The organism is Roseateles chitinivorans (genome assembly GCF_050632145.1).
GTDB classification, from domain to species: domain Bacteria; phylum Pseudomonadota; class Gammaproteobacteria; order Burkholderiales; family Burkholderiaceae_C; genus Roseateles; species Roseateles chitinivorans_B.
The window spans coordinates 3,004,422-3,021,784 of the sequence record NZ_CP192577.1 but is presented as its reverse complement, the minus strand read 5'-3'; the positions used below and the strand labels follow the sequence as shown (position 1 = coordinate 3,021,784).

8 protein-coding genes are annotated in these 17,363 nt (G+C 71.7%); 5 read left to right on the top strand and 3 right to left on the bottom strand.

Annotated elements, in window-relative coordinates:
* The first annotated feature begins 9 nt into the window (after positions 1-9).
* The 5 genes from ACQ86G_RS13925 to ACQ86G_RS13905 all read left to right on the top strand — a co-directional run bounded on the left by ACQ86G_RS13925 (position 10) and on the right by ACQ86G_RS13905 (position 10,294).
* Positions 10-1,911: a methyl-accepting chemotaxis protein gene (locus ACQ86G_RS13925; protein ID WP_431261100.1), complete on the top strand. Its 1,902-nt coding sequence runs from the start codon at positions 10-12 to the stop codon at positions 1,909-1,911.
* A gap of 21 nt (positions 1,912-1,932) precedes the next feature.
* Positions 1,933-2,478, top strand: coding sequence for a chemotaxis protein CheW (locus ACQ86G_RS13920; protein ID WP_088403372.1), 546 nt, complete (start codon positions 1,933-1,935; stop codon positions 2,476-2,478).
* Positions 2,479-2,639: 161 nt separating this feature from the next.
* Positions 2,640-4,739 (top strand): methyl-accepting chemotaxis protein, encoded by a 2,100-nt coding sequence (locus ACQ86G_RS13915; RefSeq protein WP_431261099.1) that lies wholly within the window; start codon positions 2,640-2,642, stop codon positions 4,737-4,739.
* Positions 4,740-4,878: 139 nt separating this feature from the next.
* Positions 4,879-6,954, top strand: coding sequence for a M3 family metallopeptidase (locus tag ACQ86G_RS13910; protein WP_431261098.1), 2,076 nt, complete (start codon positions 4,879-4,881; stop codon positions 6,952-6,954).
* A gap of 151 nt (positions 6,955-7,105) precedes the next feature.
* Positions 7,106-10,294: a VIT domain-containing protein gene (locus ACQ86G_RS13905; protein WP_431261097.1), complete on the top strand. Its 3,189-nt coding sequence runs from the start codon at positions 7,106-7,108 to the stop codon at positions 10,292-10,294.
* A gap of 33 nt (positions 10,295-10,327) precedes the next feature.
* Here ACQ86G_RS13905 and ACQ86G_RS13900 read toward each other — a convergent pair whose 3' ends face one another.
* From ACQ86G_RS13900 to ACQ86G_RS13890, 3 genes are read right to left on the bottom strand one after another with little or no spacing between them, the layout of a single operon-like run.
* A complete protein-coding gene (locus ACQ86G_RS13900; protein WP_431261096.1) occupies positions 10,328-13,483 on the bottom strand; it encodes an EAL domain-containing protein in 3,156 nt (1,051 codons plus the stop codon).
* Entirely contained in the window at positions 13,483-14,169 is a 687-nt protein-coding gene (locus tag ACQ86G_RS13895; RefSeq protein ID WP_431261095.1) for a FecR family protein, read from the bottom strand. The genes ACQ86G_RS13900 and ACQ86G_RS13895 overlap by 1 nt, the downstream gene beginning before the upstream one ends.
* A gap of 34 nt (positions 14,170-14,203) precedes the next feature.
* A complete protein-coding gene (locus tag ACQ86G_RS13890) occupies positions 14,204-17,275 on the bottom strand; it encodes a CHAT domain-containing protein (protein ID WP_431261094.1) in 3,072 nt (1,023 codons plus the stop codon).
* Positions 17,276-17,363 lie beyond the last annotated feature (88 nt).

Below are 17,363 nucleotides of genomic sequence, written 5' to 3'. Positions count from 1 at the left end.
GAGGTAGACATGAATTTCAGCGCGTTGATGCGTCAATTCAGCATCCGGACCCGCATGATCGGCGCGATCGGCATCGTGCTGGCGCTGCTGATGGTGGTCGGCAGCGTGGGCCTGTTCGGCATGCAGTCGATGCGCGGCCAGACGCAGGAGTTCCTCGAGAAATCGACCGCGCGCGGCAATCTGCTCGGCGACCTCACGGGCACGATGGGCAAGCTCCGTGTCCATGAGAAGGACATGATCATCAACTACGAGAAGCCGGACGTGGTGAAGGATCGCCACGCCAAGTGGGACGCCGCCCGCAAGAAGGCTTCGGAGCAGTTGAGCGAACTCGCCAAGCTCAGCGGTGCCGACGATCAGGACGCCATCAAGAAGCTGCAGACCGCGCTGGAGACCTACGCCGCGAAGTCCACGAACGTCGTGACACAGCTGGAAGCTGGCGCCTACGATCACGCGGCGGTCGCCGACCGGCTGCTGCAACCGGCCAAGGACCAGGTGGTCGAGGCCGAGAAGCAGCTCGACGAACTGAGCACGCGACTCGAAGCGCAGTCGGAAGCGATGCGCAAGGGCATGGAAAGCACCCAGGGCGGCGTGCTGTGGACCTTCGGCCTGGTGCTGGTGTTCGCGGCCATCGTCGTGGTGCCGCTGACGCTGCTGAACATGCAGACCATCTGCGCGCCGCTGGCCGACGCCGAGGCCCTCGCCGCCGCGATCGCCGAAGGCGACCTGTCGCGCACGATGAAACCGGTCGAAGGCGTCGACGAAGCGTCCAAGCTGATGCGTTCGCTGCACCACATGCAGGAAGCGCTGCAGTCGATGGTCGGCCAGCTGCGCACGGCCGCCGATTCGATCCGCACCGCCTCGGTCGAGATCGCCACCGGCAACCAGGACCTGTCCAGCCGCACCGAGCAGACCGCGTCCAACCTGCAGGAAGCCGCGTCCTCGCTGGTGCAGCTGACCGGCACCGTCAAGCAGACCGCCGACTCGGCACGCACCGCCAACCAGCTGGCCTCCTCCGCCTCCGGCGCGGCGGCCAAGGGTGGCGAGGTGGTGAGCCAGGTCGTCTCGACGATGGACGAGATCAACGCCAGCTCCAAGCGCATCAGCGACATCATCGGCACGATCGACGGCATCGCGTTCCAGACCAACATCCTGGCGCTGAATGCCGCCGTGGAAGCGGCGCGCGCCGGCGAACAGGGCCGCGGCTTCGCGGTCGTGGCCGGCGAGGTCCGCTCGCTGGCACAGCGCAGCGCCGAGGCCGCCCGCGAGATCAAGACCCTGATCGGCGCCAGCGTCGAACGCGTCGAGACCGGCTCGCGCCTGGTGCAGGAAGCCGGCAGCACGATGAGCGACATCGTCTCCAGCGTGCAGCGCGTGACGGACATCATCGGCGAGATCACCGCCGCGTCCAGCGAGCAGAGCGACGGCATCAGCCAGGTCAACCAGGGCGTCAGCAACCTGGACCAGATGACGCAGCAGAACGCCGCGCTGGTCGAACAGTCCGCCGCCGCCGCGGAAAGCCTGAAGGACCAGGCCGAACGCCTGGGCGGCGTGGTCGACCGCTTCCGCGTGTCGGGTCATGCGCCGGCGCTGTCGGCAACGGCATTCACGGCCAAGTCCGACACCGCGACGCCGGCAACGCACGGCGTCACGACGGCGATGGCGCCGGTCAAGCCTGCCGCGAAGTTCGAGAGCAAGGCCGCGCCGGCCAAGCCTGCCGCCGCGAAGGCCGCGTTCAAGGCCACGCCGGCAAAGACGGCCTCCTCGGCCACCGTCAAGTCCACCACCACGACGGCGGCCAAGCCGGCCGTCGTCAAGCCCGCGGTCTCGCCCAAGGCCGCGCCCGCACCGCTCACTCCCAAGCCGGTCGTCCCGGCCACCACCGCCGACGACGGCGACTGGGAAACCTTCTAATCAGCCGCACGAGGTCAACACATGGAAATCGTCCAACAAACCGGCACGCAAGTCGTGCAAGCGAACTCCAGCGCGCTGGTCCCGCACGGCGCCGCGAATGCCGCGCCCGCCAGCGGCGAGTACCTGACCTTCCGCCTGGGTCAGGAGGAATACGGCATCGACATCCTGAAGGTCCAGGAGATCCGTTCCTACGAGCAGCCGACCCGCATCGCCAACGCGCCCGACTTCATCAAGGGCGTCGTGAACCTGCGCGGCGTGATCGTCCCGATCGTCGACCTGCGCCTGAAGCTGGGCTGCGCGACGGCCGAGTACAACAGCTTCACCGTCGTGATCGTGCTGAACGTCAAGAACCGCGTCGTCGGCGCGGTGGTGGACTCGGTGTCCGACGTGCTGGAACTGAACCGCGACGTCATCCGTCCGGCCCCGGAACTCAGCGCCAGCACCGTCAACACCAGCTTCATCATGGGCATCGGCGCCGTCGCCGAACGCATGCTGATCCTGATCGACATCGAGGGCCTGATGTCCAGCGCGGACATGGGACTGATGGACGCGATGACGGTCGCCTGACCGAACGACAAGACGCCCGGCACGCCCGGGCGTTTTTCTTGGTCGGTGCGCGTGCCATGGCCGCGCACGGCGTAGAGAGAGTGGATCGTGGAGGCGACGCCTGAGAGCGGAAAGCCCGGCGTCGGCAGACAGGCAGCAGGCAACAGCCAAGGAGCCCGTTCATGTTCGACTCGATCAAGACCCGGCTGATCGCGCTGGGCGTCGGCATCGTCGCCCTGACGCTGCTGGCGATCACCGTCGCCAACTACGTGACCGTGCGGGGTCACACCCACCGGCAAGTCTCTCAATCCCTCGATGAACTGGCTGCGGCGCGTTCCGACGCGATCCGCCAGTGGGTCCGCTCGCAACGCGACATCGTCGCGTCGTTGCAGCCGGCCGTCGCGGCCGCCGATCCGGTGCCGCTGCTGCAGCAGGCCGCCAAGTCCGGGCGGCTCGAAGCCGCCTACGTCGGTTTCGCCGACAAGAAGATCGTCTTCAACACCCCGCAGAACCTGCCGGCCGATTACGACCCCACGGCGCGGCCCTGGTACACCGGCGCGGCCTCCGCCTCGGGCACGGTGCTGACCGCGCCCTACATGGACGCCTCTAAGGGCCGGCTGGTGGTGACCTTCGCGGCGGCGGACAAGAGCGGCGGCGGCACCAAGGCCGTCATCGCGACGGACGTGTTCCTGGACGACGTCGTCGCCACGGTCCAGGCGATCAAGCCCACGCCGGGCGGATTCGCGTTCCTGATGTCCAAGGACGGCAAGATCGTCGCGCACCCCGACGCCAAGCTGGCGCTGAAGGAGGCCACCGCCGTCTCCGAACAGCTGACCCCGCAGGCGCTGGCCACGGCGCTCGATCCGGCCGCGGGCTGGGTGGAGGCGAGCGTGGGGGGCGATGTCTTCCTGGTCAGCGGCACGCCGATCGCGGACACCGACTGGCAGCTCTTCGTCGCCGCGAAGAAGGATGAGGCGCTGGCCTCGCTGAGCGCGCTGTTGCGCACCGCCGTGATCACGGCCTTGATCATGATGGCGGTGGCGGCGCTCGCGATGACCGGCACGATCAGCGCGATGCTGAGCGGCGTGGACCGCGTGCGCGCCGCGCTCGACGACATCAGCGCCGGCGACGGCGACCTGACGCAGCGCCTGCCGGCCGGCGGCCGCGACGAGGTCGGCCGGATCGCGTCCTCGTTCAACCTGTTCGCCGAGAAGATCCAGCGCATCCTGCTGGACGTCCGCTCGGCCAGCAACTCGATCACGACGGCGTCCAGCGAGATCGCGATCGGCTCGCAGGACCTGTCGCAGCGCACCGAGGAGACGGCCTCCAACCTGCAGCAGGCGGCCTCCTCGATGGAGGAACTGACGGCGACGGTGCGCCAGACCGCCGACGCGGCACAGACCGCCAACCAGCTCGCGTCGAGCGCGTCCACCGCGGCGGCGCGCGGCGGCGAGGTCGTCGGCCAGGTGGTCTCGACGATGGACGAGATCACCGCCAGCTCCAGGAAGATCAACGACATCATCGGCACGATCGACGGCATTGCATTCCAGACCAACATCCTCGCGCTGAATGCCGCCGTCGAGGCGGCGCGCGCCGGCGAGCAGGGCCGGGGTTTCGCGGTCGTCGCGAGCGAGGTGCGCTCGCTGGCACAGCGCAGCGCCGAAGCGGCCAAGGAGATCAAGACGCTGATCGGCGCGAGCGTGACCAGCGTCGAGGCCGGCTCGCGGCTGGTGCAGGCGGCAGGCGCGTCGATGAGCGACATCGTGGGCAGCGTGCAGCGCGTGACCGACATCATCGGCGAGATCACCGCGGCATCGACCGAACAGAGCAGCGGCATCGCGCAGGTCAACGATGCGGTCGTGCAGCTGGACCGGATGACGCAGCAGAACGCGGCACTGGTCGAGGAATCGGCCGCGGCCGCGGAAAGCCTCAAGGACCAGGCGCACCGGCTGACCGAGATCGTGTCGGTCTTCCGCCTGGGCGCGGACGGGATGCCGACGGTCGCGCGCGGCGCGAAGCCCGCGTCTGCGGCGGCCCGACCGGCGGCGACCGCCGCGCCGGCAAGCCCGGCCAAGGCCTCGCCGCCTCCTGCCGCGCCGACCGCGGCGCGCAAGGCCCAACCCGCCGCCAAGGTCGCGCACGCGGCGCCGCCGTCCTCGAACGGCGCCGCGACCGAACCCCCGAAGGCATCGACGCCCGCCGCGAAGGCCGCGCCGCGGTCCGCCCCGCCGCCGCCCCGGCCCGCGCCGGCGGCCGACGACGGCGACTGGGAAACGTTCTGAGACAGAGAATGCAGGTCTCGTGAGCGGCGGACCCGGCTTGATAGCCGGGACGCCGCCCTCACGATAGAAACCTCCCGCGCATCCGCGCGCGAAAGGCTGAGACACTGTCCCGGCATTTCGTCAGACTCACGAGGCCTGCATGACCGACTCCACCGCCGCCGCGCCAGCCGCCGCATCCTCCGCCGCGAACCCGCTGCTCTCGACCGCGCCGCTGCCCGATTTCGCCGCGATCGACCCCGCGCACATCCAGCCCGCCATCGCCGAGCTGCTGGCCGAAGCCCAGAAGGCGCTCGACCAGGTGACGGCGTCCGACGCCCCCGCCGACTACGAATTCCTGTCCCGCACCCTGAACGTCGCCTCCGAGCGCCTGGGGACGGCCTGGGGCGCCGTCGGCCACCTGAACGCGGTGGCCAACACGCCGGCGCTGCGCGAGGCCTACAACGCGATGCTGCCGGCGGTCACCGAGTTCTACACGGCGCTCGGCGCCAACGAGGCGCTCTACGCCAAGTACAAGGCGATCGCCGCGCTGCCCGGTCTCACGCCCGAGCGCGCCCAGCTGCTGAAGCACGCGATCCGCGATTTCGTCCTGTCCGGCGCCGAGCTCCAGGGCGAGGCCAAGGAGCGCTTCGCGAAGATCCAGGAGCGCGGCGCCGAGCTCGGCCAGGCCTTCTCGGAACACGTGATGGACGCGACCGACGGCTGGAGCTACCTCGCGAAGGCGTCCGAGTTGAAGGGCGTGCCGCCCGACGTGATCGCCAATGCGCGCGCCGCGGCGGAAAAGGACGGCAGCACCGATCCCGACACGCACAAGCTCACGCTGCACTTCCCCGTCTACATGCCGGTGATGCAGTACGCCGAGGACCGCGCGCTGCGCGAGCGGCTGTACCGCGCCTACGTGACGCGCGCCAGCGAGCTCGGCGACAAGCCGGACTGGGACAACGGCCCGCTGATGCAGGAACTGCTGATGCTGCGCCAGGAAGAGGCCCGGCTGCTGGGCTTCGCGAACTTCGCGGAGGCCTCGCTGGTGCCGAAGATGGCCACCTCGCCCGCGCAGGTGCTGGAGTTCCTGCGTGACCTGGCGGGCCGTGCCCGTCCGTATGCGCAACGCGACCTCGACGAGCTGCGCGACTTCGCCAAGGCGGCGCTGCGCATGGAGGACCTGCAGGCGTGGGACACGCCCTTCGTGTCCGAGAAGTTGAAGGAAGCCCGCTACGCCTTCTCCGACCAGGAGGTGCGGCAATACCTGACCCTGCCTCGCGTGCTGGAGGGACTGTTCCGCATCGTCGACCGGCTGTTCGGCGTGCAGCTGATCCCGGCGACGGCGTCGGTGTGGCACGACTCGGTGCAGTTCTGCGAACTGCGCCGCGACGGCCGTCTGATCGGGCAGGTCTACCTGGACCTGTACGCGCGCAGCGGCAAGCGGCCGGGCGCGTGGATGGACGAGGTCCGCAGCCGCTGGGCCCGCCCGGACCTGAGCGCCAGCGGCGCCGAACAGATCCCCGTCGCGCACCTGGTGTGCAACTTCCCGCAGGGCGCGGACGGCAAGCCGGCGCTGCTGACGCACGACGACGTCACCACCCTCTTCCATGAATGCGGCCACGGCCTGCACCATCTGCTGACCCGCGTGGCGGAGCTGGGGGTGTCGGGCATCTCGGGTGTCGAATGGGACGCCGTCGAGCTGCCGAGCCAATTCATGGAGAACTTCTGCTGGGAATGGGAAGTGATCCAGCAGCTGTCCGCGCACGTGGACACCGGCGAACCGTTGCCGCGCGCGCTGTTCGACAAGATGCTTGCGGCGAAGAACTTCCAGGCCGGACTGCAGACGCTGCGCCAGATCGAGTTCGCGCTCTTCGACATGCGGCTGCATGCGGAGCCCGGCGCGGAGACGCGCGTGCAGGAACTGCTGGACGAGGTGCGCGCGGAGGTGTCGGTCCTGCCGGCGCCGGCGTTCAACCGCTTCCAGCACAGCTTCTCGCACATCTTCGCCGGCGGGTATGCGGCGGGCTACTACAGCTACAAGTGGGCGGAAGTACTGTCCGCCGACTGCTGGAGCGCGTTCGAGGAGGAAGGCGTGTTCAACCCGGCGACGGGCCGGCGCTACCTCGACGAGATCCTCTCCATGGGCAGCGTCCGCGACGCGATGGACAACTTCAAGGCCTTCCGTGGCCGCGAACCGCAGATCGACGCGCTGCTCAGGCATCAGGGCATGGCCTGACCCCGCGGCCCCGGGGGTGTCAACCGCGGCACCCTGGCCCGCGTTCCTCCCGGCACCGGGCAAAGCCCGGTGGCGCCGGCGAGGAGCTTCGCCGGCAACATGACTTTCGGGGCGGAGGCGACAGACCGCCGCCCCTCGAGGGAGACATCGCATGCCGAATGACCGATCGCGCCGCCTGGGCGGCACGTTGAGCCGTGCCGTGACGGCCGTGGCCCTGCTCCTGGGCGCGAGCGCCGCGATGGCGTTGTCGCCGCCACCGCCCCCGCCACCGCCCCACCTGTCGATCAAGCCGCCGCCGGTACCACCGCCGGTGCGCTGGATCTCGATCCAGGCCGCCGACGCCAGCACGCCGATCCGGCTGCGGCAGGTCTCGGTGCAAGGCCGCATCAGCGGCAGCTCCGCGGTCTCGCGGGTCGAGCTCACGCTGTTCAATCCCAACGCCCGCGTGCTGTCCGGAGAACTGCAGTTCCCGCTCAACGGCGGCCAGACGGTGACCGGCTTCGCGCTCGACATCAACGGCGTGCTGCGCCGCGCCGTGCCGGTCGAGAAGGCCAAGGGCCGGCAGGTCTACGAGGACACGATCCGCAATCGCGTCGACCCGGCCCTGCTCGAGGTGACCGAGGGCAACTTCTACAAGCTGCAGGTCTATCCGCTGCCCGCAGGCGGCACGCGTCGCGTGGTGCTGGAGATCCGCGAATCGCTGGAGAGCGCCGGGACCGGCGCTGCGCCGGTCTGGCGGCTGCCGCTGCAATTCAACGGCGCCGTGGACCGGCTGGCGGTGGACGTGCGGATCGACGGGGCCGCGCCGGCCGCACTCGCGGCGTCCTGGGGGCCGGAGCCGCTGGCGGTCGTGCCGACGCCGGACGGCGGCAGCCGGCTGCGCGTCCAGCGCGACGCGGCGGAGACCACCGGCGAGTTGCGCATCGCGCTGCCCGCCCGCCTGGCCGCGCCAGCCGTCACCACCGAACGCTTCAAGGGTCGGACCTACGTCCTGGCCGAAGTGCCGGTCGACGCCGCGCCGTCGCCGCGTCCGGTGCCGCGCACGGTGGGCCTGGTGTGGGACGCGTCCGCATCGGGTGCCACCCGGGACCATGACCGCGAGTTCGCGCTCCTGGACGAATGGTTCCGGACATTGCGTTCGGTCGAGGTGCGGCTCAAGGTCGTCCGCAACGACGCCGAACCGGTGGAGCGCTTCGTCATCCGGGACGGCGACTGGCGCGCGCTGCGTCAGCGCCTCGAACGCGTGCCGTATGACGGCGCGACGGCGCTCGGCGCGATGGACACGCCTGATGGCAGCGACGTGACGCTGCTGTTTTCGGACGGCCTGGGCACCTGGGGCGCGGGCGGATTGCCGGCGACCGGCAAGCCGCTGTTCGCCTTCTCGGCATCGGCGGGCGCGGCCGAGGCGGCCCTGCGCCGCCTGGCCGAATCGCGCGGCGGGTCCTACGCGGACCTGCTCACGACGGAGACCGCCGAGGCGGTGCGTCTGATGGCCGAAGAGCGGCCTCGCGTGCTCGAGATCAGCGGACTGGGCGCCGGCGAGTGGGAAACGGGATCCCTCCTTCCGCAGGCGGGCCGCCTGCTGATCGCCGGCGTCATGACGCAACCGCAGGCGACGATGAAGCTGCTGCTCTCGACTCCCGGCGGCGCGCCCCGATCGATCACGGTGCCCTTGCGCGTGGCCGCCGCCGAGCCGGTCGCAGCGACGACGCCGTCGACGTCCGCGGACCCGGCCGAGACGTCCGAAGCCGCACCGGCTGTCGGGCTCGCCGCCTATCGCTGGGCCAGTTTCCGCCTCGGCCGGCTGGAGGCCGACCGCGCGGGCCAGCGCCAGGCGATCCGCCGGCTGGGCATGGACTTCGGGCTGGTGACGCGCGAGACCTCGCTGATCGTGCTGGACACCGCCGCCGACTACGTCCGCCACGACATCGAGCCGCCCGAGGACCTGCGTGCCGAATGGGAACGGCTGATGGCCACACGGACGGCGACGCGCCAGAGCGACCGCTCCGAAGCCCGCCGCGACGTGATCCAGCGCTTCGAGGACCAGGTGCTGTGGTGGTCCGAGACGCCGGCCATGCGCGCGGCCGCCCGGCAGATGGCCGAGCAGATCGCAGGCAAGAACCGGCGCGACGCGTCGGTGCCGCGCGCGTTCGAAACGCCGACCTACGTTCCGATCCCGACGCCGGCACCGGCGCCGCAGGAGTTCCGGCCCGCGCCGCCGACGCCCACCTCACCGCCTGCGCCCCCTCCGGTGGTCCGTCCAGTGGCACCGATCGCCGCCGCGCCGGCTCCGACCGCGCCGCCGATGCCCACCATGGCGGTGCCCGTGCCCGTGCCCGTGCCCGCGCCTGCTCCGGTCGCTGCGGCGCCAGCTCAACGCCAGCATTCGGCGCCGGCCGGCACCGTGGCGCCGCAGGCCGGCGACGGGGACATCGCCCTGCGCGCCTGGCAGCCCAACGAAGCCTACGCGCAGCGTCTGAAGAGTGCCTCCGACCAGGACCTCTACGCGATCTACCTGGACGAGAAGCCGTCCTACCTGCGCAGCTCGGCGTTCTTCCTCGACGTGGCGGACCGCCTGATCGAACGCAGGCAGACGGCACTCGGACTGCGCGTGCTGTCCAACCTCGCCGAGATGGACCTGGGCAACCGCCAGCTGCTGCGCATCCTGGCCTACCGGCTGAAACAGGCGGGCCGTCCACGCGACGCCATCCCCATCCTCGAGGAAGTGCTGCGCCTGGCGCCCGACGAGCCGCAGTCCTACCGCGACCTCGCGCTGACCTGGGCCGACGCGAGCGAACCGCAACGCGCGGTGGACCTGCTCGCGGAGGTCGTGAACCGGCCGTGGCAGAACCGCTTCCCCGACGTCGAGCTGATCGCGCTGGCCGAGCTGAACGCCATCGCGGAACGCTCGCGGCTCAAGGGCAAGGCGCTGGACCTGTCGGCGATCGACGCGCGGCTGCGCCGCCCGCTGCCGCTGGCACTGCGCGTGGTGATGAGCTGGGACGCGGACAACACCGACATCGACCTGTGGGTGACCGATCCCGACGGCGAGCGCGCGTACTACGGCAACGCGCTGACGCGTCAGGGCGGACGCATGTCGCGGGACTTCACCGGCGGCTACGGCCCCGAGGAGTTCTCGCTGCGCGTGGCCAAGCCGGGGACCTACACGGTGCAGGCCAACTTCTTCGGCCACCAGCAGCAGGTGATCGCCCCGTCGACGACGATCATGGTGCGTCTGTCCACCGGCTTCGCCACCGCGCGGCAGCAGGACAAGGACATCGTCCTGCGCCTGAGCGGGCGCGGCGACGGGGTCGTCGTCGGCACCTTCACCGTGAAGTGACGGGCGCCACGGGAAGCGGTCCGGCGCCGGTGCTCATCGCGCGCCGGGCTTCTTCCACGGCACCGTCTGGATGAGCCGCTTCGCCTCCTCGGATGGCAGGGCCTTGGCGAACAGCCAGCCCTGCGCGACCTGCACGCCGAGTTCCTCCAGCAGCACGGCCTGCGCCTCCTCCTCGACGCCCTCGGCCAGGGTCTGCTTGCCGAGCGCGTCGGCCAGGCCGACGATGGTGCGCACGATCTCGCGCGACTCACGACCGGCCCCCAGCCGCATGACGAAGCTGCGGTCGATCTTGAGCGTGTCGAACGGGAAACGGTGCAGATAGGCCAGCGACGAGTAACCCGTCCCGAAATCGTCGATCGACAGCTTGAAGCCCATCCGCGCCAGTTCCTGCAGCACCTCGGCGCTGCGCTGCGGATTGGCCATCGCCATGCTCTCGGTGACCTCGAGCTTGAGCTGCGAGGCCGGCACGTCGCCCAGCGCCTTGAGCGTCTCACGCGCGTCGCTGAGCAGCTCGTCGTCCCGCGCGAGCTGCACGCCCGACACGTTGACCGCGATCTCGCCCTTGAAGCCGATCTCGCGCCAGCGGCGCAACTGCAGCGCCGCCTCGATCAGCGTCCAGCGGCCGATCTCGACGATCTGGCCGCTCTCCTCCGCCACGGGGATGAAGTCGCCCGGCATCACCAGGCCCCGGCTCGGATGCTGCCAGCGGATCAGCGCCTCGAAACCGAGGAGCGCGCGATCCGACAGCCTCACGAAGGGCTGGTAGTGGAGCTGGAATTCGCCCGCCTCCAGGCCGCGCGCGATGTTCTCCTTCACCCAGCGCCGCGACTGCTCGACCAGTTGCTGCGCCGGATCGAACAGCTTCGCGTGGCCGGCGCCGGCGGCCTTGGCACGGGCCAGCGCGCTCTCCGCGGCGGACATCAGGTCGTCGGGGCTGAAGTTGCCCTGCCCCGTGTAGGCCCAGCCGGCGCAGGCGGTGAGGCGATGCGCCCCGGTGCGCGCGGTCGTCGACGGCGCGGCCGGGACCGCGTCCGCCTGCGCTGCCGCCACGTGGTCGGAGGCATCGACCAGGAATGGCTCTTCGATGCGCGCCAGCGCCCACTCGGGCACGCGATCGACGAGCGCGCCGCCTTCGATGCGGGCCTCGAAGAGCACGCCGAACTGGTCCGCGCCCAGACGCGCGACGACGCGCCCGGCGCGCGATGTCCGGCCCGTTCCACCGGCCAGGCGTCGCGCGCTCTCGACCAGCACCGCGTCGCCGGCCAGCAGGCCGTGACGCTCGTTGAACGCACGGAAATCGTCCAGGCCCACCAGCACCACGGCGACCGGCACGCCCGGCGTCGGATTCGCCAGCCGCTGCGCGACCAGTTCGACGAACAGCGCGCGATTCGGCAGTCCGGTCAGCCGGTCGTGCATCGCCTCGTGCGCGACCTGCGCCTGCAGCCGTTCGTTCTCGCTGATGTCGGTCAGCGAGCCGGCCATGCGCACCGGCTTGCCGTCCTGTCGCACCGCCACGCCGCGCGCCAGCAGCGCCCGCGTCTGACCGCCCTGCGTGAAACGGAGCACATGGTGGAACTGGAAACTGCGGCCTTGCAGATGCGCGTCGAGATCGGCACGGAAGAGTCCCGCCGCCGGCTCGTCGAGCGGGCGCGTGAAGCGTCCGATGCCTCGCTCGGCGTCCGCGGCCCCGCCCCGCCTGTCGCGGCGCCAGAAGCCGCGCTTCGCGCCGGCAGGGACTTCGTCCGGCGCCCGCGCGTCACCCATCAGCGCCAGCCAGCGCGCCGAGACGTCGAGCCGGTCCGACGGGATGTCCCAATCCCAGAGACCGTCGTTGGCGCCCCGCGCGGCGAGCGCATAGCGTTCCTCGCTCACCGTCAGCCGCCGCAACGCCTCTCGCCGGCGCGACTGGTCGGCCAGCGCGCGCAGCGTCAGCGCGGCCAGGCTTGCCGCCGCCACCGCCAGCAGCGGGTAGGCCAGCGACAGCACGAGGTGCGCCTCCTCGAAAGCCCACTGCGCGCCGTAGACACCGCCACCGACCAGCAGGGCCACGACCGGCAGACCGCGCCACAGCGATCCCCGCGCGAGCAGCAGCGCGCACAGCAGCGGCAGCACCAGCAGCGCGCCCGATTCCGCGAGCGGCGCCCAGGGCGGCCGCGTCAGCGTGCGTCCGGTCAGGAGGTTGTCGACGACGGTCGCGAGCCGCTCCATGCCGGGCAGACCGGCGTCGAAGGGACTCGGGAAGTGGTCGCCGGCGCCGAGCGCCGACACGCCGAGGATGACGATGCGGTGGCGCAGCAGGTCTTCCGGGACCTTGCCGTCGACGAGATCGGCCATCGACACCGACGGGAAGGTGCCGGCCGGACCGTAGTAATTGACGCCCTGCCGCGACAGCAGATCCAGCGGCACGTGCAGCGTGCCCCAGCGGATGTCGCGGCTCCAGCGCAGCGTGGCCTCGGACCACGGCTGGCGCATCGCGTCGCCGGCGATGCGCAGCGCCAGCGACGGGTAGACCTCGCCGCCCAGCGGCAACGCCGGCAGGTCGTGACGCAGGGCGCCGTCGACCTCGCGCTCCGCCTGGACGTGGCCGAGCGACTTCGCCGCCGACAGCAGCGGCTCCGGCGGTGCGTCGGCACGCTCGGGCAGCAGCGCGCTGCGCGGGGCCCCTTCGGCACGCATGAAAGCCTGCGACAGCAGGACGGGCGAGGCGTTTGCAGCGGGCGCGGAGGCGGCGTACGCTGCTGCAGCTGCCGCGTCGTTGGCATTGCCGTTGCCGTTGCCGTTGGCTGAAGGAGGCAACGCGAACGGCAGCAGTACCGGCACGCCGCCGCGCATCGCGGCCGCCAGCGCCGCGTCGCTGTCCGGCTTCGCGTCGAGCAGCAGCATGTCGACGGCGATCAGCCGCGGCTTCGCGGCTTGCAGCCGCGTGATCGCCTCGGCAAGCAGCGGACGCCCCGGCGCCATGCCGCCGAAGCGCGCGGCGCTGGCGTCGTCGAAACGCACCAGCGTGATCGGATAGGTCGTGCCCGGCGCGAGCCGGCCACGCCATTGCGCCTGCGCGTCCTGCACCACACCGTCCAGGCGAGCCAGCGGCCCGGCCTGGAAGCGCGAGAGCCACAGCATCCCCACCGCCGCCGTCACCAGCAGCGCGACGACCAGTTGAGCCCAGGTCCAGCGCGACGGGATCCTCATCAGACCCCCGACAAGCGGTCCAGCGCCGCGCGGACCCGGTCCGCCGGCCATTGCGTCGCGGCGCTGCAGCCTTGCGACACCTCGCAGTCCGTGCCGCCGGCGCGGTCGACGACGACCGGCAGTTGCGCGCCCAGTCCGCGGGTCCGTCCGGCGGCGCGCGGCCCTGGCAGCACGGCCACCTGGCCGGACTGCACGTGCACCGAGGTCTGCTCGTTGTCGCCGACCTCCACGAGGAACTCGGTGCCGCGCACCGCCGTCACCGCCGACGGCGTGCGCACTTCCCACCTGCCCGAGCCCGACGGCGTGACCTTCTGACCCAGCAGGCCGCGCTCCAGCAGCAGGGACACGTCGCGGGCGCCCTCCGCATAACCGGGCATGACGCCCGTGCCGGCGTCGATGCCGAGGTTCAGCCGGGTCAAGGTGAGCTGGCTGCGATCGCCGACGACCAGACTGGATCCGTCGGGGCAGCGCAGCCGCACCCGGCCGTTGTCGCCGGTGCGCAGCTGGGCGCCCTCGCCCACCCTGTCGCCGAGCCTCAAGGGCTGCGCCTGGCCCGCGACGACGCGTGTCGCGTCGCCCGCCAGCGCGGCCACCTCGCAGGCCTGCGCCCGCGCGGCCAGCGCGACCATCGTCATCGCCGCGATCAGCGCGGCGTCCCTCATCGCATGTTTCATCGGCGTCGTCATGGTGTGCTCATCACAGGTGCGGCGGTCGACATCATCACTGCGCCGGGTCCCCGAACAGCGCGTAGGCCGCCCAGTAATACGGATGCGTCCAACGGCCCTGTCCCTCCTGGCCGTCGGCGAGTTGAAGCTGCGCCCGACGCAGGCCGCCGGCGCGCGTGTCGGCCGGCTGCAGCGCGGCGCCGCTCAGCGCCGCGGCGGACGCGGACTCCACCGCCCAATGCGTCGCCAGCACCGAGCGCGCGCCGGCGAAGAAGAAGCCGCGCACCAGGCCTGACATCGCCGCGCCGCCCTGCTCGCCAGCCGCCGTGTTGCAGGCGGAGAGCAGCACCCACTGCGCGTTCAGGCGCAGGGTCAGCACGTCGTCGAGTTCCAGCAAGGGCGAGGCGGCCTCGTCGGCCTCGGCCGCCAGCGCCAGCGCCGGTTTGGAGATGCCGGGCAGCTCGCCCGGCATCAGTCCGTGGGTCGCGAAGGCGAGCACGCGCCGGTCGGCCAGCGGCGTCGACAGCACGGCGCTGCGTGTCGCCGCAGTGCCCAGTCGCAGATCGGCGGCCGGATCGGCGCCGAGCGCACGTGCGATCGACAGCAGCTCCACGCGCGTCTCCGGCAGCGGCGGGATGTCGGCATAACGGAAGCCGAGTTGCGCGTCGTAGCGGCTGGCCGCACGCGTCGGCATGGGCGCGAGCAGGTGCAGCGAGCGGGCGCTCGACTTCGACGCCTGGGCCTGGGCCTGGGCCTGGGCCTGGGTCGAAGTCGAAGTCGAAGTCGAAGTCGAAGTCGAAGTCGGGATGGTGGTGGCCGCGCCGGCGCTCCGATCAAATACGGGATCCCCGAATCCGAGCAATGCCTTGGTCGCCGCCGCCGGCGGACCGGCACGGCGCAGGGCCTGCAGCGAGGCGCCCGATGGCAGCTGCACCACCGCCTGCTGGCGCAGCAACCAGGCCACGGGACGGCCGGCGGCTGGCGCTTCAGTCACGAGGGCCGCCAGCGGCAGCCCGGCCAGCGGCCCGTCGCCCGCGACGATCAGCGTGTTCAGTCCCTGCCGGTTCAGCGGCGCGAGCAGATCGCGATACAGCGCGTGCAGCTCCGGCAGCGCCTGCGCAAGCGGAACCTCGCGCCCGACCGGCATCGCGCTGAGGTCGAGGCGCTGGCGCAGCGCCTTGACGCGTCGGCCCAGCGCTGCCGCGCCTTCGGGCACGGCGCGGAACTGCGGTATCGCGTCGGCGCGCAGCAGCCAGACCAGCGCCTGTTCATCGAGCGCATGCACGATCAGCAGTCCCTCGCCGGCCCGCAGCCTGCCACTGAGTGCGACGGCACCGGGCGTCGCCGGCGTGATCAGATCGGCATAGGCGGGATAGGCCGCGGCCAGTTGCTGCCGTTGCACCGCGAGCGTCTCGCGCGCGCTGGCCGCCACCCCTTGCTGGGCCTGCAGCTGCTGGCGAAGCGCCTTCAGCGCGTCCTCGCGCGGCTTGCGCCGCTCCTTCGGCAACGCCTTGAAGGCCTCGCCCGACAACTCCTTGCGCAGCTTGTCCTCGTCCGCGATCAGCGCCGCCACCTGGCTGTACTGGCCGGAAGCGGCCTTGCGCAGCGTCTGCTCCTGGTCCAGCAGGCCGCGCAGCTCGGGCGTCGCCGCCAGCATCCGCGCGGTGCTATCGGCCAGCGCGCGCTGCGTGCTGCCCAGCTTGCGCCGGTCGGCGATCTGCAGCGCGCGGTCGACCACCGCCGGGGGCAGCGCCTCGCCCGCGATCGCACGTCGCGCCGCGTGCCCGAGGAACTCGTCGAACGCCAGCCCGAGCACGAAACCGCGGAAGCCGCGCGCGTCCAGGTCCACCCAACCGTCGCTGCGGTCCAGCGTCGCGGCGAAGAGCTGCTCGTAGTCGCTCATCGCGCCGCCCGCGTCCCCGCGCAGCAGCCGCACGACCGCGCGTACGCCGGCGCTCTCGCGCGTCTGCGGATGGTCCTGGCCGTAGATCCGCGTGCGATAACGCAGCGTGCGCTCGGCGATCTCCAGCGCCTCATCCAGGCGCCCGGCTTTCGCCGCCAGCAGCGCGCTCAGCCGGTTGTCCTGCGCGCGGCTGCGCGCCACGCCGTCGGCACCGAGCTCGTCGAGGAACTGGCGATAGGCCTGGTCGGCCTCGGTCCAGCGCTTGAGGCCGAGCAACGCCCGCACGATCTCCTGGCGGGCGAGCCAGCGCGTCTGGCTCGCCGCCGAGGCATTCGCCCTCGCCAGCATCGCCTCGGACTGCCGCGCGGCGGCCAACGCCTCCTCGTGCTGCTGCGACGCGTTGAGCGCCGTCGCGGCGCGGTAGTGCCAGCGCGCGCCGGGGCCGTCCTCCAGCTGCCCGGCCCGCCACAGCGCGAGGTTGTCCTGCGCGATGTCGGCCGCCTCGCGCGTGCGCCCCTGCGCGACCAGCGCGTAGACCAGCATCCCCTGCGAGCCGTCCAGCCAGCCCTGCCACTGCCGCAGCGTGTCCGGGGCAACCCGCGGCTCGCTGCCGGTTCGCAGCAGCTCCCGTGAGCGGGCGACCGCCTGACGCAAGGTGGCGACCGCCGCCGCGCCGTCGCCGGTCAGGCGTTCGACCTCGGAGCGCACCTGCAGCCGGTCGATCGTCAACGGCAGTCCGGGCTGCTGCTTGAGCGCCTCGGCCGCCAGCGCGTCGGCCCGGCTCCAGGCCCGCAGCATCACGAGGCGATCCTGACCGCCGTTGGCCAGGAAGTAGGTCTGGCGCAGCGCGACGCCCGCGCGCGCGGCCGGGCTGAGCTGCCTGTCGGCCAGCAGCGGCTCGCACGCCGCCAGCGCGGCGCCGGAGCTGCCCCAGGTGTACTCGGTGATCAGGTAGAGCCGGATCCAGCCCTCGCCCTCGGGCCGGCCGCGGCCCAGCGTCATCAACGCCTTGGCGATCTCGATCTGGCGAGCGCGGTCCTCGATCCGTCGCGCGGCCGTCCACTGACGTTGCAGCAGCGCGTAGCGCGCATCCGCTGCGTCGGGCAGCGGTTCGGCGAGCAGGCGGCGGGCCTCGTCGACGCTCAACGCGCCCGGAGGCTCCTGCGGATCCACCTCTTCGGTGGCACCGGGGCCGGTGGGGCCAGTGGGGTCTTCCTGGGCCATCGCCGGCCCCCCGACGCGCACCACACGACGACCACGAGCGCGAGCGCCCGCGCACCGACGGACCACGACCTCACGGCGTGGAACTTCC